The following is a 19,679-nucleotide window of genomic DNA, read 5'->3' as shown; positions in this document are numbered from 1 at the left end:
GTTTCGTGCAGGTGAACAGCTCAGGTCGCATCCGCATGACTGACCATGCCCTTGATCACCACCGCCGTGGTCGCCAGCGCCGCAGGAATAACCAGCGCCGTCAGGACCTGTTCAAAGTTCCAGCCCAGCCCCAGCAGTGTGGCGCCCATCCAGGCGCCGAGGATCGCGCCGAAACGACCGATGCCCAGCATCCACGAGACCCCGGTGGCCCGGCCCTGGGTCGGGTAGAAACGCGCCGCCAGGGAAGGCATCGCCGATTGCGCGCCGTTGACACACATGCCGGCCACCAGCACCAGGGTGGCGAGCACGGTGATGTTGCCCAGGCTCTGCCCCACCGCGTAGGCAAACACCCCGGCCATCAGATAGAAAAGGCCGATGACCTTGTGCGGATTGAATCGGTCCATCGCCCAACCGACAAACACAGCGCTCAATACGCCGCCGAATTGAAACAACGCGCCGATAAACGCGGCCTGTTCCATGCTCGCGCCGCTGTCGCGCATCAAGGTCGGCAGCCAACTGGTCAACAGGTAGACAATCACCAGGCCCATGAAATAGGTCAGCCACAGCAGCAAGGTGCCGGCGCTGTAGGTGCCGGAGAAAATCACCGCCAGCACGTTGCGGGCCTTGACGGTTTTCTGTTCCGGTACGCTGAAGCTCGCCGCTTGGGCAACCGTGTGCGGCTCGATCGGCGCCAGGGTCTTGCGCACTTTATCGGTGCCGCGATTGCGCACCACCAGGTAACGCGCCGACTCCGGCAGCCAGAACAGCAACACGACCGCCAGGATCAACGGCAGCACCCCGCCGATCAGCAGCAGGCTGTGCCAACCGAAGGCCGGGATCAACTTGGCGGAGATGAACCCGCCGCCCGCCATGCCCAGGTTGAAGCCACAGAACATGCTAGTCACCAACAGCGATTTCTTGCGTTCCGGGGTGTACTCCGAGAGCAAAGTGGTGGCGTTCGGCATCCCGGCGCCCAAGCCCAGGCCGGTCAAGAACCGCAATACCAGCAATTGATCGACGTTGGTGCTGTAGGCCGAGGCCAGGCTGAACGCGCCGAACAGCACGACCGCGCCCACCAGTACGACTTTTCGCCCGAAGCGGTCAGCCAACGGCCCTGAACCCAGTGCGCCGAACACCATGCCGATCAGCGCGGCACTCATTACCGGGCCGAGGCTGGCGCGATCGATGCCCCAATCCTGGGACAACGCCGGGGCGATGAAACCCATCGCGGCCGTATCGAGGCCGTCGAGGAATACAATCAGGAAACACAGAATCACCACCCGCCACTGATAACGCGATATGGGCTGGGTATTGATGAAGGACTGCACATCGAGGCAATTGCCTACGGAGATCTGGGGCTGGTTCATTTTATTTTTATTCCAAGCGAAAAACGCAGGCGGACGAACGGAGACCCGGCGACACAAGCCGGATGACGCTGCGCGACATTAATGAGGCCGGGCAAATACCGTCAATTCATCGCCGCCGACTGTGTGCGTTTATCGAACAGCTTAAGTGAACAGCTGCGCGCTCAGGTCGCGACTGGCCCCCAGCAGGCCAGGCAGGAAGCGTTGCTCCAGCTCATTGCGGCTGACCCGCCCGGCATGGGTACTGACGTTTAGCGCGGCCACTACTTGACCGGAAGCGTCGTACACCGGTACGGCAATCGAACGCAGACCCTGTTCCAGTTCCTGGTCGACGATGCACCAGCCCTGCTGCCGCACCTGTTGCAGGCACTCGAGCAAAGCCTCAGGTGTGTGCAAGGTGCGGCTGGTCTTGGCCTGCAGGTCGGCGTGGTCGAGGTAGTCGCGCAACGACGCATCATCCAGGGCCGCCAGGAGAATCCTGCCCATGGAGGTGCAATAGGCTGGCAGGCGCCCGCCCACCGAAAGGTCCACCGAAATCAGGCGCTGGGTGGTCGCGGAGCGGGCGATATAGAGAATGTCGTCGCCTTCGAGCGTGGCCATGTTGCAGGCTTCGTGCAGTTGCTCGCTCATGCGGTCCAGGTACGGCTGGGCAGAAACGGCCAAGGGTGTGGAAGACAGATAGGCGTGACCGAGGGTCAACACTTTGGGCAGCAGCGAATAGGTGCGCCCGTCCGTGGTGGCGTAGCCCAGCTTGATCAAGGTATGCAGGCAACGCCTGACAGCGGCGCGGGGAATTTCCGTGCGGTGGCTGATCTGGGCGATGGTCAGGTGCCGCTTGCGTTCCTGGAAGGCCTGGACCACGGCCAAACCGCGAGCCAAGGACGTCATGAAGTCGGGGTCACCAGTCAAGGCCTGGATCCGCTTGGCCGGCGAGGCGACGATCGGTGGCGCGACGGAAGTGAAGGCATTGCGCAATTGGTCGTTCATGTTTGATCCTTCCCCGGGAATGACGGCTATTCAAGCGGCTGCCCGATGGGCAAGCAAGGGCCGCCGGCCGAGAACGTTCGATTATCGAACCGTCGACCGATAATCGCAATCGGGTCAGCTATCGAATGGCTCCCGCTGCGAACACCGTTGAGTTAAGTTGCAGGAAACAATGATTTTGTCTGGCGTGAAGGCGTGGGCCAATTGAACTTGTCGGCGTGAATGGCATCTGGATAGCGGTACTCGCCGACCTTTTTGCACGCGGTGATACAAGTTGCACATACAAACATGAGTTCACACAACAACAGCACCTTTTAATTTTCCCGATAGTGTTATTCGGCTGGGCCGCTATAATGCAAAACAGTGACGGTACGGCCAATCGACCGTTCCCGTACGCAGGCGCCGTGGTCATTACCCTGGTGCCCGAAGCGCCGTTATGGTCGCTTCCCCTGTTTGGCAACAACGCGAAGCCCTGATGCTACGTCAGCTGTCAGCTCTGGTGCCGTGGCCGTCTGCATGTCCACATGCAGTGCGTATCACCAGATTCAACTTCAATTAATTTAGGTAAAACTGTGACGAAAGACGAACTGCGCGCGGAACTTGAGCGCCAGGAACAACGTTACAAGGAAGTTTACGGCGGGGAAGTCACCACCTACGCCGCGCAACCTGAACCGGAACGCAAACCCTGGCGTAAGCGCGCCACCGTTCAGGACCAGGCCTTCACCCAAGAACTCCAGAAAATGGAAAAGGAACTCAAAGCCGAAGAGCAGTGACGCTCAGCGCCCGAGGTTCCTGTGAAGAGGTTTCCGGCCGCCACCCAGGCTGGAATCCGTAGCGCACGCCCGCCATGAGCGGGCCGCCATCCGCTCCTGCCCGACGGTCGGGAAGGGTCATGGCCGACCTCCTTTTCAGAAATTTCATACAACCGCTCACGGCATCATTCAGCTTGCCGTGATCCTGGCCAAGTGTGCTTTGCGCCCCTGATTCAAAGGGTTACGCAACCCGCGGCAAACCTGGCGCTTGGGGCTGTCCTACAATTATTTTCGTTGAAGAATGTTACCGATGAGCAGGCAGTGCATCGATTACCGAGGTTTTCTGGCATAATCGCGCCCCCTTATGACCGGGTCAGAAAACCTTCATGATCGATTTATTCAGCGGACTGGATGCTTGGGTGCTTGTGAGCCTCTTGCTCGCCCTGGCTTTTGTCCTCGCCTTCGAGTTCATCAACGGCTTTCATGACACCGCTAACGCGGTTGCCACTGTTATCTACACCAAAGCCATGCCGCCTCACCTGGCGGTGTTCTTTTCCGGTGTGTTCAACTTTCTCGGTGTGTTGCTGGGCGGCGTGGGGGTGGCGTACGCCATCGTTCACCTGTTGCCCGTGGAGCTGCTGATCAATGTGAACACCGGACACGGGCTGGCCATGGTGTTTTCGCTGCTCGCAGCGGCCATCACCTGGAACCTGGGCACCTGGTACTTCGGTATCCCGGCATCCAGTTCCCACACATTGATCGGTTCGATCCTCGGCGTGGGTCTGGCCAACGCGCTGATCAACGATATCCCGTTGGCCGACGGGGTGAACTGGCAGAAGGCGATCGATATCGGCGCTTCCCTGGTGTTCTCGCCCATGGCCGGGTTCCTGATCGCCGCCCTGGTGCTGATCGGCCTGAAATGGTGGCGTCCGCTGTCGAAGATGCACAAGACGCCGGAACAGCGCCGCCAGATCGACGACAAGAAACACCCGCCGTTCTGGAACCGCCTGGTACTGGTGATCTCGGCCATGGCCGTCAGCTTTGTCCACGGTTCCAACGATGGCCAGAAAGGTATCGGCCTGATCATGCTGGTGCTGATCGGTATCGTGCCGGCGCAGTTCGTACTGGATCTGGGCAGCACCACCTACCAGATCGAGCGGACCCGTGACGCAACCTTGCACCTGAGCCAGTTCTACCAACGCAACCACGAGTCCCTGGGTGAATACCTGGCGCTGGGCAAAAGCGTGAACGGCGATCTGCCCGAGAAATTCCGCTGCAACCCGCAGCAGACCGAGCCGACCATCAATGCCCTGCTCGACACGCTCAAAGGCGTGGCGGACTACCATTCGCTGCCGTCGGAACGACGCATCGAGGTTCGTCGCTACCTGCTCTGCCTGGACGACACGGCGAAGAAGGTAGGCAAGTTGCCAGGCTTAGCAGCTCGCGAAAAAGATGACTTGAACAAGCTGCGCAAGGACCTGACCGCCACCACCGAGTACGCCCCGTTCTGGGTGATCCTGGCAGTCGCGCTGGCACTGGGCCTGGGCACCATGGTCGGCTGGAAGCGTGTGGTGCTGACCATCGGCGAGAAGATCGGCAAACAAGGCATGACCTATGCGCAAGGTATGTCGGCGCAGATCACCACCGCGTGCATGATCGGCGCGGCGAATATCTTCAGCCTGCCGGTTTCTACTACTCACGTGCTGTCTTCCGGCGTGGCGGGCACCATGGTCGCTAACAAGAGCGGCCTGCAAGGCGGCACCGTACGCACCATCCTGCTGGCCTGGGTACTGACCCTGCCAGCGACGGTGGCACTGTCGGCGGCGCTGTTCTGGCTGGCGTCCAAGGCCATCGGCAGCTGATTCCAGCGGCTCACAAAAAAGGTGCAACCCTTGCGGGTCGCACCTTTTTTATGCCCGGACACCAGACACCTGTGGGAGCGAGCTTGCTCGCGATGGCGGTGGGTCAGTCGACATCTGTAGTTACAGGCATACCGCTATCGCGAGCAAGCTCGCTCCCACAATGGCTTCGTGTGGAACCGGGAAAATTTGCCAAAAAAAAGGGCGACCGAAGTCGCCCAAAATGCCTTGCGTGCTCGTTGTAGCCAGAAAGACCTACGGTTTTTTCCGCTTGTGTGCGTCTTTCCAGATGAATAATCCAAAACCTGCGAAAAACACGAACATGAGGCCGACCGTCAACACCCCGGCAAACACCACATTATCGAAAAACATGACTGGCCTCCTGGTCTTGCCCCTGTTGCGATGGGTTCAAGGTAACCAATCAGGCCTGGATGAAAATTGACCGGGGTCAATAACGCCCTCGACGGGGCGCAAAGGTGGGGAAATAACTGATCTGCATCAATGGATCGAGGGGGTTCAGCGCTTTTTCGGCTTGTTCTTCGACTTTTTCTTGGGCTTGCCCAACGGCATGGCCTGCTCGAACGCCTGGCGGACTTCATTGAGGCGTTTTTCGTTGAGGTCGTGAACGCGCTTGGCGCGCTCGGCACTGAGGTCGATCAGCTTGTCGTCTTGGCTCATGGCGTGTGGGCATCGTGCAGTGAATTGCGGATGCGCCCATGATGCGGGCTGTTGGCGGCGTTGACCAGCCTGTGAATGCAGCCAGACACCCGGGATCAGATCTGGATATCGACCCACAGGCCTTGGCGCGGCTCTTCGTCGATCAGCGGCACCACCGGTACGGTATTGTCGGCGTTGAGTTCGGTACCCGGTACGGCCAGGTGCTCTTCAGGGTCTTCATCGGCCTCGCGGCGGCGGCGCTCGCGCTCCTGCTGGCGCTGCTGCTCCTCGCGCAACAGCAGCGCGGTCTCTTCCGGGTCGCGGTTTTGCAGGTCGATGGTGCTTTCGTTGGAGCTTTGCTGCACCGGGACCACGGGCGGTATGTCCGGTCGCTGGCGAACCGGATCCTGTTGAGCGGTGATGGGTACAACGCTCAAAGGGAGTATGGGTGGCAACATAAGGTTCTCCTGTCTTCAGGTTGTCGGCGGCTAAAGTGGCAGCTTGAACCGCCGGTCCGAAACTTGTGACCCAGTTGGCAATTGCGGCGATGACCAGGGCCGAGCTTGTTTGATCGCCGGGCAAGCATAAGTTCCGTAGCATCGCGACGAATCAGCGTACGTAAATCCTTTGGTATGAAGGATCCTTCCGTTAAGATAACCGGCTTTTTCAAGGCGGGAGTCAGGCAGCATGGCGCAGCAGTATCAACCGGGGCAACGCTGGATCAGTGACAGCGAAGCCGAGCTGGGTTTAGGCACCGTTCTGGCACAGGACGGCCGCTTGCTGACCGTGCTCTATCCGGCCACTGGCGACACTCGCCAGTACGCGCTACGGAATGCGCCACTTACCCGTGTACGGTTTTCGCCGGGCGATGTGATCACTCACTTCGAAAGCTGGAAAATGACCGTGCGCGAAGTCGATGACGTCGATGGGCTGCTGGTCTACCACGGTCTCAACGAGCAGAACGAAGTGGTCACCCTGCCCGAGACCCAATTGTCGAATTTTATCCAGTTCCGCCTGGCCAGCGACCGTCTGTTCGCCGGCCAGATCGACCCGCTGGCCTGGTTCTCCCTGCGCTATCACACCTTGGAACACACCAGCCGCCAGCTACAATCTTCCCTGTGGGGCCTGGGCGGCGTACGTGCCCAGCCAATCGCCCACCAACTGCATATTGCCCGTGAAGTGGCCGACCGCATTGCGCCGCGGGTATTGCTGGCCGACGAAGTGGGCCTGGGCAAGACCATCGAAGCCGGCCTGGTCATCCATCGCCAGTTGCTGTCCGGCCGTGCCAACCGCGTCCTGATCCTGGTGCCGGAAAACCTGCAGCACCAGTGGCTGGTGGAAATGCGTCGGCGCTTCAACCTCCAGGTCGCGCTGTTCGACGAAGAGCGCTTCATCGAAAGCGATGCCAGCAACCCGTTCGAAGACACCCAATTGGCCCTGGTGGCGCTGGAGTGGCTGGTGGACGACGAAAAGGCCCAGGACGCGCTGTTCGCCGCCGGCTGGGACCTGCTGGTGGTCGACGAAGCCCATCACCTGGTGTGGCACGAAGACCAGGTTAGCCCGCAGTACGCCCTGGTCGAGCAGCTTGCCGAAACCATCCCGGGCGTGCTGCTGCTGACCGCGACCCCGGAACAACTGGGTCAGGACAGCCATTTCGCCCGCCTGCGCCTGCTGGACCCGAACCGTTTCCATGACCTCAAGGCCTTCCGCGCCGAGAGCGAAAACTATCGTCCGGTGGCCGAAGCCGTGCAGGAGCTGCTGGACAAAGGCCGCCTCTCGCCCGAAGCCCACAAGACCATCCAGGGTTTCCTGGGGAACGAAGGCGAAGCATTGCTGACCGCCGTCAATGATGGCGATGTCGAAGCCAGTGCTCGCCTGGTGCGTGAACTGCTGGATCGCCACGGTACCGGTCGCGTGCTGTTCCGCAACACCCGCGCCGCCGTACAGGGCTTCCCCGAGCGCAAGCTGCACGCCTACCCGCTGCCGTGCCCGGCCGAGTACCTCGAACTGCCCTTGGGCGATCACCCCGAGCTGTACCCGGAAGTCAGCTTCCAGGCCCAGCCGGACGCCAGCGAAGAAGAACGCTGGTGGCGTTTCGACCCGCGGGTCGAGTGGCTGATCGACACCCTGAAGATGCTCAAGCGCACCAAAGTGCTGGTGATCTGTGCCCACGCCGAAACCGCCATGGACCTGGAGGACGCCCTGCGCGTGCGCTCCGGCATCCCGGCCACGGTGTTCCACGAAGGCATGAATATCCTGGAGCGCGACCGCGCGGCGGCCTATTTCGCCGACGAAGAGTTTGGTGCCCAGGTACTGATCTGTTCGGAAATCGGCAGTGAGGGGCGTAACTTCCAGTTTGCCCATCATTTGGTGCTGTTCGACCTGCCGGCGCACCCGGACCTGCTGGAACAACGTATCGGTCGTCTGGACCGGATCGGCCAGAAGCACACCATCGAGCTGCATGCGCCCTACCTGGAAACCAGCCCCCAGGCGCGGCTGTTCCAGTGGTATCACGAAGCCCTGAATGCCTTCCTCAACACCTGCCCGACCGGCAACGCCTTGCAACACCAGTTCGGCCCGCGCCTGCTGCCCTTGCTGGAGGAAGCCGATGATGGCCAGTGGCAGGCTCTGATCGACGAGGCCCGTACCGAACGCGAGCGCCTGGAGGCCGAGCTGCACACCGGTCGCGACCGTTTGCTGGAGCTCAACTCCGGCGGCGCCGGTGAAGGCGATGCGCTGGTGGAAGCCATTCTCGAGCAGGATGACCAGTTTGCCTTGCCGATCTACATGGAAACCCTGTTCGACGCCTTTGGTATCGACAGCGAAGACCATTCGGAAAACGCACTGATCCTCAAGCCGAGCGAAAAAATGCTCGACGCCAGCTTCCCGCTGGGCGACGACGAGGGCGTGACCATCACCTATGACCGCAACCAGGCGCTGTCGCGCGAAGACATGCAGTTCATCACCTGGGAGCACCCGATGGTGCAAGGTGGTATGGACCTGGTGCTGTCCGGCTCCATGGGCAACACCGCCGTGGCGCTGATCAAGAACAAGGCGCTCAAGCCCGGCACTGTGTTGCTGGAGCTGCTCTACGTCAGTGAGGTGGTTGCGCCGCGCTCGCTGCAACTGGGCCGCTACCTGCCGCCGGCCGCCCTGCGCTGCCTGTTGGACGCCAACGGCAACGACCTGGCCGCCCGGGTCTCGTTCGAAACCCTGAACGACCAGCTCGAAAGCGTGCCGCGCGCCAGCGCCAACAAGTTCATCCAGGCCCAGCGAGACCAGCTCACGCCTCGTATCAATGCCGGCGAAGAGAAGATCGCCCCGCGTCACGCCGAGCGTGTGGCCGAGGCCCAGCGCCGCCTGGCGGCCGATACCGACGAGGAACTGGCACGCCTGACCGCCCTGCAAGCGGTCAACCCGACCGTGCGCGACAGCGAACTGGTGGCCCTGCGCCAACAGCGGGAGCAAGGCTTGGCGATGCTTGAGAAGGCAGCGCTGCGTTTGGAGGCGATTCGGGTGTTGGTGGCGGGCTGAGTTTGGCTGGGATCCCGGCTGTGGTGCTTTTATCGGGTGTATATCCGTTTTTTCGGTAACGGCCGCTGGCGGTTCCGCTTTTACAGCGCCGCCGCGAGGCGGCCTGATAGCCGACCTGGCTCAGGGTGATCGCGTTTCCCCTAATGTGGGAGCGAGCCTGCTCGCGAAGGCGGTGGGTCAGTTTGCGGTGATGTTGGATGGGCCGGCCTCTTCGCGAGCAGGCTCGCTCCCACAGGGGATCTTGGGTGCTCATGAGTTTTGTGTTCACTGCGGCCCATTGTGGGAGCGGGCTTGCTCGCGAAAGCGGTGTGTCAGTTGACGGTGATGTTGGTGCGCCGGCCTCTTCGCGAGCAAGCTCGCTCCCACAGGGGATCTTGGGTGTTCATGAGTCTTGTGTTCACTGCAGACCCATTGTGGGAGCGAGCTTGCTCGCGATAGCGGTGTGTCAGTTTGCGGTGATGTTAGATGTGCCGCCTCTTCGCGAGCAAGCTCCCACAGGGGATCTTGGGTGTTCATGAGTTTTGTGTTCACTGCGGCCCATTGTGGGAGCGAGCTTGCTCGCGATAGCGGTGGCTCAGCCAAATAAATGCAGGCATGTGCCCCGCTTTTGCTCTTGCTTTTGCTCTTGCTTTTGCTCTTGCTCTTGCTCTTGCTCTTGCTCTTGCTCTTGCTCTTGCTCTTGCTCTTGCTCTTGCTTTGGATCTTGATCTTGATCTGAGCGCCCCGTTAACCACGATGGCCGAACGCAGGCATTGCGCAGTGGGCATCCCGGCATGGATGCCGGGATAGCCGCGCTGGGCCATGGATGGCCCTTCGCGGCGGCCCACGGAGCAATGCCGGAGTGAGGGCATGCCGAGCCTAAGCGAGGCACCGAGTGGTGGGGCAAAGCGCTTTTGGTTACTTTTGGCGCTCTTCCAAAAGTGACCCGCCGTAAGGGCGGAACCGCCAGTGGCCGTTACCTAAGAAACGGATATACACCCAAAACCCAAAACCCAGCCCCAGCCCCAGCCCCAGCCCCCAAGCCTCAAGGACTGTAATACCCCACCGCCACCAGAAAATGCCCAACCTTCTTCAGATACGCGTGCTTGTCCTCAATCTTCCCGGTCACCGGATTCTTCCAACGATACTCATACTCCCCCACATCCTGCTTGCCGATCATGGCCAGGATCGGCTCCCCCACCGGTTTGCCATCCGGGTCCTTGACCTTGGCAAAGTCGGTATTGATCAAACGCAGGTTGGTGCCATGGCCAACATAGCGCCGGGTATCGAGGTCGACGACAAAGACATACAAATCATCCTGCAGATACCCGCCCTTCAGAGCGTTGACTGCCGTCAGCGTGGCTTTCTCGTTTTTCAGCAGGTCACTCGAGGCCTTGTCCAGCAGTGCCCGGGCCTGTTCGGCTGAAGCACGCGGCAAGTAATAACCGACGGCCAGGATTCGCTCACCAACACGCTGGAAATACACATGCTTGCGCTCGACCTTGCCGTCTGCCCAATTCTGCCAACGGTACTCGGCTTGCTGAATGCCGCTGGCCTCGGGAGTTTTCAAGGCGTCCTTGAAGGCTTTGCGCAAATCCGGCCCCAGCACTTCGGACACGTCCCGCCCGATCAACGCCGAGGAAGGTCCGCCGCTGGCAAGCATCACACCCTGGGTATCGACCACGAACACATAACGATCCTTGTCGACAAATTCCCCTTGGCGGCTGAAGGCGGCGAAAGCCTTGTCACCGTTGTCATGGTAATAGGCCAAGGCCTTCTCCAGCAGCGCCCGGGCCGCGTGGCCATCGTCCGCAGTGGCCGCCTGGGCCTGGGCCATCCCCAGCATGAGCATTGCGCCCAGCCAGGCCATCCTGTGAAAAAAACCCATGCGTGCGCCCCTCGTTCTTGTTGGTGTTTCAAGAGCGTAGACGGCGTGGGTTAATGTTGGAGTATTCAGGGGATTGCTGGGGAGTCGAGTCAGTGGGATTGATATCGACTGACATGGCGCTATCGCGAGCAAGCTCGCTCCCACACTGGACCGCGTTTACTGTGGGAGCGAGCTTGCTCGCGATGGCGGCGGCACATTCAGAAGGATGCGCCGGGATACTCCACTATCGCGAACAAACGCCCCCCGACTATTGAGCCCGAGCGCTGAGTTGCTGCTGCAAATGCTGGATCTGCGCTTGCAAGGTATTGATGTTGCGGGTGACCTGCCCGCGGAAGGCGTCGAACTCGGCGGTGTTGCTGTTATCCTGCTGGCTCTTGAGCACGATCACGTCCTGCTCCAGGCGCTCGATGGCAGAGTTGGAGGTCGCTCTTTTCAGGGCGGTAATGTCGGCACCGATGCTCTTGAGCTGGGCATCCAGGGCACCACCCTCGCCTTGATTCTTCAAGGCGGTCACTTCAGCGGCCAGCGCCTTGACCTGGGCTTGGAGCTCCTTGTTGGAAGCTTGCAGTTGAGTGTTGGTGTTCTGCTGGTCAGAAGCCTGGGCAATGAGCTGGGCCAGTTCCTTGTCCAGGTCGGCGGACGGACCGAACGTGGCTTGTTGCTGCCGGTACTGCTCCTGCAGCTTGCCGTCGAATTGCCGGGCCTGCTCCTGCAGCTTGTTGTCCAACTGTTTGATCTGCAATTTCAAGGCTTCACTGTCACTCATGACATTGGACTGCCCGGCGACCACCTTGCCGGAAATGTCCTGCAAGCGCCCCGCCGCATCTTCACTGATCCGGGCGAAGCTTTCCTGAGTCGCCACCAACTGCTGCTCCATCAGGGAAATCTGCTGGAAGCTCCACCAGGCCAGGAAACCGAACGCACACAACAGCGCGCCGACCAATGCCCACAGCGGCCCGGTGCTGGGCCCCTTGACCTTGACCTTCGCCGCGGCAGCCGGCGCCGGGCGCGCTTGTACGTGGGGCGGCTGGCGGTTGGGCAGGAAATCATCGTCATCGGGAATGTCGGCCCGCATCCGCAGGCTCGGTACATCATCGAAGTCGTCGTTGGCATCGTTACGCATGGGCATGGTTCGACCTTTGGGAAACCGGTAATGGCTTGATGCGGCGAGTATAACCCCGTCGCCCGCCGCACCGATTGACCCCGAACCGGGCACTCGGTTCATGGCGGGCCGATCAGCGGGCGTTTTGGACCGTCCACCAGGCGCAAAATTCATCCAGGGCGGTCCAGAGGCTGACCTGCGGATCGTAATCGAGAGAATGCCGGGCCCGGCTGATGTCCAGGGTGAAATTCTTGTTCATGACCTGCATGCCCAGGCGCGACAGCGTCGGTTCGGGGCGGCCTGGCCAGAGCTTGCAGACCCCTTCATTCAGGGCCGCGACGCTGTAAGCCAAGCCGTAGGAACGATAACGTCGGACCTGTGGGACTTCCATCTGGCGCATCACATAATTGACCACATCCCACAATGGGACCGGTGCACCGTTGCTGATGTTGTAGGCCTTGCCCAAGGCGGAATCGCTGGCCAGCAGGCTGCTGAGCAACGCTTCGTTGAGGTTCTGCACGCTGGTGAAATCCACCTTGTTCAAGCCGTTGCCGACAATGGCCAGGCGCCCCTTGCGCTGCATTTTCAACAGGCGCGGAAAAATACTCATATCACCGGCACCCGTCACGAAGCGCGGGCGCAGGGCCAGCACTTCTAGGCCGAACTCCCGGGCGCCGAAGACTTTCTGCTCGGCCAGGTACTTGGTGGCGGCATAAGGATGCTTGAAGCGCTTGGGCACCTGTTCTTCGGTCAACCCGAGGTGGTCACGGCCATCAAAGTAAATGGACGGCGAGGACAGATGAACCAGGCGACGCACCTTCTGCTTGAGGCAGGCCTCGACGACATTTTCCGTGACCTGAACGTTGCCCTGGTGGAAATCCTGGTAGCGCCCCCACAGCCCAACGGAACCGGCGCAATGCACCACGGCCTCGACATCCAGGCACAGGTCGCGGGCCAGCAGCGGGTCGCTCAAGTCCCCTTGGACGAATTGCGCACCGCGCCGCACCAGGTGCTCCACACTCTCGGCCCGGCGACCGGTGACCCGCACATCCAGGCCCTGCTCCAGGGCGAAACGCGCAAAGCGCCCGCCAATGAAGCCGCTCGCGCCGGTGACCAAAATCTTCATGCATGCTCCTAAAAATCAGATTCGAGCTACAAGCCTCAAGCTTCAAGCCAAGGGCTTTTAACCGACTGCTTGCAGCGTGCTGCTTGCCGCTGCGATCAGTCGCTCGGTCAATAAGCCGAGCAACTGTCCACCATTGCGCCAATGATGCCAGTACAGCGGCACATCGATCGGTTTATCTGCCAACAATTCCACCAGCACGCCTCGTTCCAGCTGTTCGCGCACTTGCAGCTCCGGCACCAGCCCCCAGCCCAGTCCCGCTTCAGCGAGACGGATGAAACCTTCGGACGAGGGGCACAGATGATGCTCGAAACCGCCCTCCACGCCCACGGACGCGAGGTAGCGGTGTTGCAGGAAATCATCCGGACCAAACACCAAGGCTGGCGTACGGGCCAGTTGATCGGCTCGCACGCCGCCGGGAAAATGCCGGGCGATGAAGGCCGGGCTGGCCAACGCCCGGTAACGCATCGCCCCCAGCAAGACACTGCGGGCGCCCGCCACCGGGCGTTCGCTGGCGCAGACACAGGCCGCCACTTCACCGGCGCGCATGCGCTTGAGGCCAACGGTCTGGTCCTCCACCACCAAGTCGAGCAACAGGTGTTGGTCGGCGCAGAAATCGCCCACGGCAGCGGCCCACCAGGTCGCCAAACTGTCGGCGTTCAAGGCGATGCGCAGACGCTCCGGCAGGCCCTCTTCATCCAGCGCCGGCACCAGGCTTTGCAGGTCACGCTCGAGCAGCCGCACCTGTTGCACGTGGTTGAGCAGCCGGCGGCCGATTTCCGTCGGCACCGGCGGCGTGGCCCGCACCAGGACGGGCTGGCCGGCACGCGCCTCCAGCAACTTGATTCGTTGGGAAATGGCCGACTGCGACAAACCCAGCACCTGGGCTGCGCGCTCGAAACCGGCCTGCTCGACCACGGCGGCCAGGGCAGAGAGCAATTTGTAGTCGAACATCAGTAATCCTAATGGGCAATCAGCAATATTGGTTTTTCTTATACAGCCCTTCCCGGGAAAATGACCAGCGACAGCAACTGACCGGGGGATAAAAAAATGTGGCAAAGCTATGTGAACGGGCTCGTGGTGGCCCTCGGGCTGATCATGGCCATCGGCGCCCAGAATGCGTTCGTACTGGCCCAGAGCCTACGCCGCGAGCATCACTTGCCGGTAGCGGCGCTGTGCATCACCTGCGATGCCCTGTTGGTCGCCGCCGGGGTTTTCGGCCTGGCGACCTTGCTGGCCCAGAGTCCGTTGCTGCTGTCGATTGCCCGCTGGGGCGGTGCGGCGTTCCTGCTCTGGTACGCCAGCCAGGCCTTGCGCCGGGCCTGCTCGAAGCAGAGCCTGAAGCAAAGTGAGAACCACGCCGTACGCTCGCTGCGGGCGGTGTTGCTCAGCGCGCTGGCGGTGACGCTGCTCAACCCCCACGTCTACCTCGACACGGTGCTGCTGATCGGTTCCCTCGGCGCCCAGCAGAGCGTGCCCGGCGCCTACGTGATAGGGGCGGCCAGTGCCTCGCTGCTCTGGTTCCTCACCCTGGCCATCGGCGCGGCATGGCTGGCACCGTGGTTGGCCCGCCCAAGCACTTGGCGGTTCCTGGACCTCTTGGTAGCGGTAATGATGTTTACCGTGGCGATGCAATTGATCGTCACCGGCTGATTATTCCAAACCGCTCTGGAACCTCTATTCCACACAGTTGTTGCGTGGTTATGCCGCACCCCCGGTGCTATGATCCGACTCCTGCGCCGCAAAGAGTACAAACTCCCCGGCGCTAGTCTGGCCGCCCGTGATCGGCCTTGCGCTCACCGCAACCTGACCTGATTAGGAGAATCACCATGGCTTTCGAATTGCCGCCGCTGCCCTATCCACACGATGCACTGCAGCCGCACATCTCCAAAGAGACTCTGGAGTACCACCACGACAAGCACCACAACACCTACGTCGTGAACCTGAACAACCTGGTGCCTGGCACCGAGTTCGAAGGCAAGACCCTGGAAGAAATCGTCAAGACTTCCTCGGGCGGTATCTTCAACAACGCCGCTCAGGTCTGGAACCACACCTTCTACTGGAACTGCCTGGCGCCAAACGCCGGCGGTCAACCAACCGGCGCCCTGGCTGAAGCCATCAATGCAGCCTTCGGTTCGTTCGACAAGTTCAAGGAAGAGTTCAGCAAGACGTCCATCGGCACCTTCGGTTCCGGCTGGGGCTGGCTGGTCAAAAAAGCTGACGGTTCCCTGGCCCTGGCCAGCACCATCGGCGCCGGCAACCCGCTGACCAACGGCGACACCCCGCTGTTGACCTGCGACGTGTGGGAACACGCCTACTACATCGACTACCGCAACGTTCGTCCGAAATACGTCGAAGCGTTCTGGAACCTGGTCAACTGGAAATTCGTCGCCGAGCAGTTCGAAGGTAAAGCCTTCACTGCCTAAGCTCGATGCCAGACCAAAGAAACCCGGCGCCATGCCGGGTTTTTTTTTTGCACGGCGAAAAATGATCGCAGACAAGACACCTCGCGTCTGGAAAGCAAGAAAAAATCCCGGCGGGCCTCAAGTTGCGGTGCCTTTCAACCGACACAATGGTCGTAGAGCAATCACTCTGGAAAAAACGTATACCGGTCAGGTTTCAAGCGAAAACCCTTGTGTTTGATTGTCCCTTTGACTGACATCACAGGATTGCCAATACTCATGGCAACTTGACGCTACCCGCACGGAACAAGGAACCACTCTTTGAAGCTGGAACTCAAGAACAGCTTGTCTGTGAAGTTGCTCCGGGTCGTGCTCCTCTCGGCATTGATCGTTGGTGTGGTCTTGAGCTGCGCCCAGATCGTGTTCGATGCCTACAAAACCAACCAGGCCGTCGCCACTGACGCCCAACGTATCCTCGACATGTTCCGCGACCCTTCGACCCAGGCCGTCTACAGCCTGGACCGGGAAATGGGCATGCAGGTGATCGAGGGCCTGTTCCAGGACGAAGCCGTACGCATGGCGTCCATCGGCCACCCCCGCGAAACCATGCTCGCCGAAAAAGCCCGACCCTTGAAGCACTCCGACAGCCGCTGGCTGACCGACCTGATCCTGGGCAAAGAGCGCACCTTCACCACGCAACTGGTGGGACGCGGCCCCTACAGCGAATATTACGGCGACCTGAGCATCACCCTCGACACCGCCACCTACGGCGAGGGCTTCATCGTCAGCTCGGTGATCATCTTTATCTCCGGGATGCTGCGGGCCCTGGCCATGGGCTTGGTGCTGTACCTGGTCTATCACTGGCTGCTGACCAAGCCGTTGTCGCGGATCATCGAGCACCTGACCGAAATCAACCCCGATCGCCCCAGCGCGCACAAGATCCCGCAGCTGCGCGGCCATGAACGAAACGAGCTGGGCCTGTGGATCAACACGGCCAACCAATTGCTCGAATCCATCGAACGCAACACGCACCTGCGCCACGAAGCGGAAAACAGCCTGCTGCGCATGGCCCAGTACGATTTTCTCACCGGCCTGCCCAACCGCCAGCAACTGCAACAGCAACTGGACAAGATCCTGGTGGACGCCGGGCGCCTGCAACGTCGGGTGGCGGTGCTGTGTGTGGGGTTGGATGACTTCAAGGGCATCAACGAGCAGTTCAGCTATCAGACCGGCGACCAGTTGCTGCTGGCCCTGGCGGATCGGCTGCGGGCCCACAGCGGCCGGCTCGGCGCGCTGGCGCGGTTGGGGGGCGACCAGTTCGCCCTGGTCCAAGCCGACATCGAGCAGCCCTACGAGGCCGCCGAGCTGGCCCAGAGCATCCTCGATGACCTGGAAGCGCCGTTCGCCATCGATGATCAGCAGATCCGCCTGCGGGCCACTATTGGCATCACCCTCTTCCCCGAAGACGGTGACAGCACCGAGAAACTGTTGCAGAAAGCCGAGCAGACCATGACCCTGGCCAAGAGCCGCTCGCGCAATCGCTACCAGTTCTACATCGCCAGCGTCGACAGCGAGATGCGCCGCCGTCGCGAACTGGAAAAAGACCTGCGCGAGGCCCTTGCCCGCGAGCAGTTCAGCCTGGTGTACCAACCGCAGATCAGCTACCGCGACCTGCGGATAGTCGGCACCGAAGCCTTGATTCGCTGGCACCATCCCGAGCACGGCCTGGTGCCGCCGGACTTGTTCATTCCCCTGGCCGAACAGAACGGCACCATCATCGCTATCGGCGAATGGGTGCTGGACCAGGCGTGCAGGCAATTGCGCGAATGGCACGACCAGGGTTTCCTCGACCTGCGCATGGCGGTCAACCTGTCGACGGTGCAACTGCACCACGCCGAGCTGCCGCGGGTGGTGAACAATCTCCTGCAGATGTACCGGCTGCCGCCGCGCAGCCTGGAACTGGAAGTCACCGAGACCGGCCTGATGGAAGACATCACCACCGCGGCCCAGCACTTGCTGAGCCTGCGCCGCTCCGGGGCGCTGATTGCCATCGATGACTTCGGCACCGGCTATTCGTCCCTGAGCTACCTCAAGAGCCTGCCGCTGGACAAGATCAAGATCGACAAGAGCTTCGTCCAGGACCTGCTCGACGACGAGGACGACGCGACCATCGTCCGGGCCATCATCCAGTTGGGCAAGAGCCTGGGGATGCAGGTCATTGCCGAGGGCGTCGAGACGGTGGAGCAGGAAGCCTACATCATCGCCGAGGGCTGCCATGAAGGTCAGGGGTACTATTACAGCAAACCGCTGCCGGCGCGGGAGTTGGGTATTTACCTGAAGCAGGCCGAGCGCAGCAAGGTTTCCATAATCTGACCCCCCAGCACCAAGCCTTCGTAGGAGCTGGCGAAGCCTGCGATCTTTGGTTTGTTCGCTTGGGATTCAAGCGCCAGGGGAAAGATCGCAGCCTCGCTTCGCTCGGCAGCTCCTACAGACGCCTCCTACAGGGGGTGATTCTCATCATTAAACAAGAAATATTTACAACCATAACCCTTTACACATAATGCAAATCTTTCGCATTATGTCGCAGTTTTTGCGCACCCTCGCGCCTGTCCCATCCATCACCGAAGCAGGATGTTCGCCATGATTCGTATGCCCCTGGCTACCGCCAGTCTGCTGGCCATCGCTATTTCCCTCGCCGGTTGCGGCGAAGGCAAAGACAAGGCCGCCGCGCCCCAAGCGCCAACGCCGGCCGCCAGCACCGCGGCACCGGTCGCCCCTGCTGCCGCTGGCAAAATCGACGAAGCCGCCGGCAAGGCTGTTGTCGCGCACTACGCCGACATCGTCTACGCCGTCTACAGCGATGCCGAATCCACGGCGAAAACCCTGCAAACCGCCGTCGACGCGTTCCTGGCCAAGCCGAACGCCGAGACCCTGAAAGCCGCGAAGGCTGCCTGGGTCGCCGCACGCGTACCGTACCTGCAAAGCGAAGTGTTCCGCTTCGGCAACACCATCATTGACGACTGGGAAGGCCAATTGAACGCCTGGCCCCTGGACGAAGGCCTGATCGACTACGTCGACAAGTCCTACGAACACGCCTTGGGCAACCCGGGCGCCACCGCCAACATCATCGCCAACACCGAAGTCCAGGTTGGCGAAGACAAGGTCGACGTCAAAGACATCACCCCGGAAAAACTCGCCAGCTTGAACGAGCTGGGTGGTTCCGAGGCCAACGTCGCCACCGGCTACCACGCCATCGAATTCCTGCTGTGGGGCCAAGACCTCAACGGTACCGGTCCGGGCGCTGGCAATCGCCCAGCTTCGGACTACCTGGAAGGCGCCGGCGCCACCGGCGGCCACAACGACCGTCGTCGTGCCTACCTCAAGTCCGTGACCCAACTGCTGGTCAATGACCTGCAGGAAATGGTCGGCAACTGGAAGCCGAACGTGGCCGACAACTACCGCGCCACCCTGGAAGCCGAGCCGGCCGAGAGCGGCCTGCGCAAGATGCTGTTCGGCATGGGCAGCCTGTCCCTGGGTGAACTGGCGGGCGAGCGCATGAAGGTGTCCCTGGAAGCCAACTCGCCAGAAGACGAGCAGGATTGCTTCAGCGACAACACCCACAACTCGCACTTCTACGATGCCAAGGGCGTGCGTAACGTGTACCTGGGCGAATACACCCGCGTCGACGGCACCAAGCTGGCTGGCGCCAGCCTGTCGTCCCTGGTCGCCAAGGCCGACCCGGCCGCGGACACCGCGCTCAAGGCCGACCTGGCCGACACCGAGGCCAAGATCCAGGTCATGGTCGATCACGCCAACAAGGGTGAGCACTACGATCAACTGATCGCCGCCGGCAACACCGCTGGCAACCAGATCGTCCGCGACGCCATCGCCGCACTGGTCAAGCAGACCGGTTCGATCGAGCAGGCCGCGGGCAAACTGGGCATCAGCGACCTGAACCCGGACAGCGCTGATCACGAGTTCTGATCAACGCCGGCTGGCTGAGGATTAACGCAGCCAGCCACGCCACAAAACCTG

The 19,679-nt window shown here is 61.2% G+C and carries 17 protein-coding genes; 8 read left to right on the top strand and 9 right to left on the bottom strand.

What is annotated here, in order from left to right; genetic code table 11:
* Nucleotides 1-20 precede the first annotated feature (20 nt).
* Both ACLH0I_RS07640 and pcaR read right to left on the bottom strand, forming a co-directional pair.
* Nucleotides 21-1,367 (bottom strand): MFS transporter, encoded by a 1,347-nt coding sequence (locus tag ACLH0I_RS07640; protein WP_411386709.1) that lies wholly within the window; start codon nt 1,365-1,367, stop codon nt 21-23.
* Nucleotides 1,368-1,508: 141 nt separating this feature from the next.
* Nucleotides 1,509-2,351, bottom strand: a complete 843-nt coding sequence (pcaR, locus tag ACLH0I_RS07635) for a pca regulon transcriptional regulator PcaR (protein WP_003184507.1) — start codon at nt 2,349-2,351, stop codon at nt 1,509-1,511.
* Nucleotides 2,352-2,701: 350 nt separating this feature from the next.
* Here pcaR and ACLH0I_RS07630 point away from each other — a divergent pair, with 350 nt between their 5' ends.
* The 3 genes from ACLH0I_RS07630 (at nt 2,702) to ACLH0I_RS07620 (ending at nt 4,962) form a co-directional block, all read left to right on the top strand.
* On the top strand, nt 2,702-2,824 hold the full coding sequence (locus ACLH0I_RS07630) for a hypothetical protein (protein ID WP_284739249.1): 123 nt from the start codon (nt 2,702-2,704) through the stop codon (nt 2,822-2,824).
* Nucleotides 2,825-2,920: 96 nt separating this feature from the next.
* On the top strand, nt 2,921-3,121 hold the full coding sequence (locus tag ACLH0I_RS07625) for a hypothetical protein (RefSeq protein WP_003184509.1): 201 nt from the start codon (nt 2,921-2,923) through the stop codon (nt 3,119-3,121).
* Nucleotides 3,122-3,486: 365 nt separating this feature from the next.
* Nucleotides 3,487-4,962: an inorganic phosphate transporter gene (locus ACLH0I_RS07620; RefSeq protein WP_186704480.1), complete on the top strand. Its 1,476-nt coding sequence runs from the start codon at nt 3,487-3,489 to the stop codon at nt 4,960-4,962.
* A gap of 252 nt (nt 4,963-5,214) precedes the next feature.
* Here ACLH0I_RS07620 and ccoM read toward each other — a convergent pair whose 3' ends face one another.
* The 3 genes from ccoM to ACLH0I_RS07605 form a co-directional block, all read right to left on the bottom strand.
* Nucleotides 5,215-5,331, bottom strand: coding sequence for a cytochrome c oxidase subunit CcoM (gene ccoM, locus ACLH0I_RS07615; protein ID WP_025212288.1), 117 nt, complete (start codon nt 5,329-5,331; stop codon nt 5,215-5,217).
* A 144-nt stretch (nt 5,332-5,475) separates the two neighbouring features.
* The gene (locus tag ACLH0I_RS07610; RefSeq protein WP_003198631.1) at nt 5,476-5,637 is read right to left on the bottom strand and encodes a hypothetical protein; all 162 of its coding nucleotides are present in this window, start codon (nt 5,635-5,637) and stop codon (nt 5,476-5,478) included.
* 95 nt (nt 5,638-5,732) lie between these two features.
* On the bottom strand, nt 5,733-6,074 hold the full coding sequence (locus ACLH0I_RS07605; RefSeq protein WP_250966010.1) for an aspartate-semialdehyde dehydrogenase: 342 nt from the start codon (nt 6,072-6,074) through the stop codon (nt 5,733-5,735).
* A 229-nt stretch (nt 6,075-6,303) separates the two neighbouring features.
* Here ACLH0I_RS07605 and rapA point away from each other — a divergent pair, with 229 nt between their 5' ends.
* Nucleotides 6,304-9,150: an RNA polymerase-associated protein RapA gene (rapA, locus tag ACLH0I_RS07600; protein WP_411386708.1), complete on the top strand. Its 2,847-nt coding sequence runs from the start codon at nt 6,304-6,306 to the stop codon at nt 9,148-9,150.
* A gap of 1,024 nt (nt 9,151-10,174) precedes the next feature.
* Here rapA and ACLH0I_RS07595 read toward each other — a convergent pair.
* The 4 genes from ACLH0I_RS07595 to ACLH0I_RS07580 form a co-directional block, all read right to left on the bottom strand.
* Nucleotides 10,175-11,017 (bottom strand): cache domain-containing protein, encoded by an 843-nt coding sequence (locus ACLH0I_RS07595; RefSeq protein ID WP_411386707.1) that lies wholly within the window; start codon nt 11,015-11,017, stop codon nt 10,175-10,177.
* A gap of 247 nt (nt 11,018-11,264) precedes the next feature.
* Nucleotides 11,265-12,146 (bottom strand): ATPase, encoded by an 882-nt coding sequence (locus ACLH0I_RS07590; protein WP_411386706.1) that lies wholly within the window; start codon nt 12,144-12,146, stop codon nt 11,265-11,267.
* 106 nt (nt 12,147-12,252) lie between these two features.
* A complete protein-coding gene (locus tag ACLH0I_RS07585; RefSeq protein WP_411386705.1) occupies nt 12,253-13,245 on the bottom strand; it encodes an NAD-dependent epimerase/dehydratase family protein in 993 nt (330 codons plus the stop codon).
* A gap of 57 nt (nt 13,246-13,302) precedes the next feature.
* Nucleotides 13,303-14,196 (bottom strand): LysR family transcriptional regulator ArgP, encoded by an 894-nt coding sequence (locus tag ACLH0I_RS07580; RefSeq protein ID WP_411386704.1) that lies wholly within the window; start codon nt 14,194-14,196, stop codon nt 13,303-13,305.
* Between the two features lie 96 nt (nt 14,197-14,292).
* On the opposite strand from ACLH0I_RS07580, the gene ACLH0I_RS07575 reads away from it, so the two are divergent.
* The 4 genes from ACLH0I_RS07575 (at nt 14,293) to ACLH0I_RS07560 (ending at nt 19,628) form a co-directional block, all read left to right on the top strand.
* Entirely contained in the window at nt 14,293-14,895 is a 603-nt protein-coding gene (locus tag ACLH0I_RS07575; protein ID WP_250965673.1) for a LysE/ArgO family amino acid transporter, read from the top strand.
* A 176-nt stretch (nt 14,896-15,071) separates the two neighbouring features.
* A complete protein-coding gene (locus tag ACLH0I_RS07570; protein WP_122566812.1) occupies nt 15,072-15,668 on the top strand; it encodes a superoxide dismutase in 597 nt (198 codons plus the stop codon).
* Nucleotides 15,669-15,965: 297 nt separating this feature from the next.
* A complete protein-coding gene (locus tag ACLH0I_RS07565) occupies nt 15,966-18,017 on the top strand; it encodes a putative bifunctional diguanylate cyclase/phosphodiesterase (protein ID WP_411386703.1) in 2,052 nt (683 codons plus the stop codon).
* A gap of 267 nt (nt 18,018-18,284) precedes the next feature.
* Complete coding sequence (locus ACLH0I_RS07560) at nt 18,285-19,628, top strand: imelysin family protein (protein WP_250965675.1); 1,344 nt, start codon at nt 18,285-18,287, stop codon at nt 19,626-19,628.
* Nucleotides 19,629-19,679 lie beyond the last annotated feature (51 nt).

Source organism: Pseudomonas sp. MPB03, assembly GCF_046605385.1.
GTDB classification, from domain to species: domain Bacteria; phylum Pseudomonadota; class Gammaproteobacteria; order Pseudomonadales; family Pseudomonadaceae; genus Aquipseudomonas; species Aquipseudomonas zanjanensis.
The sequence above is the reverse complement of the archived record's forward strand: the minus strand, read 5'-3'. Positions and strand labels throughout refer to the sequence as shown.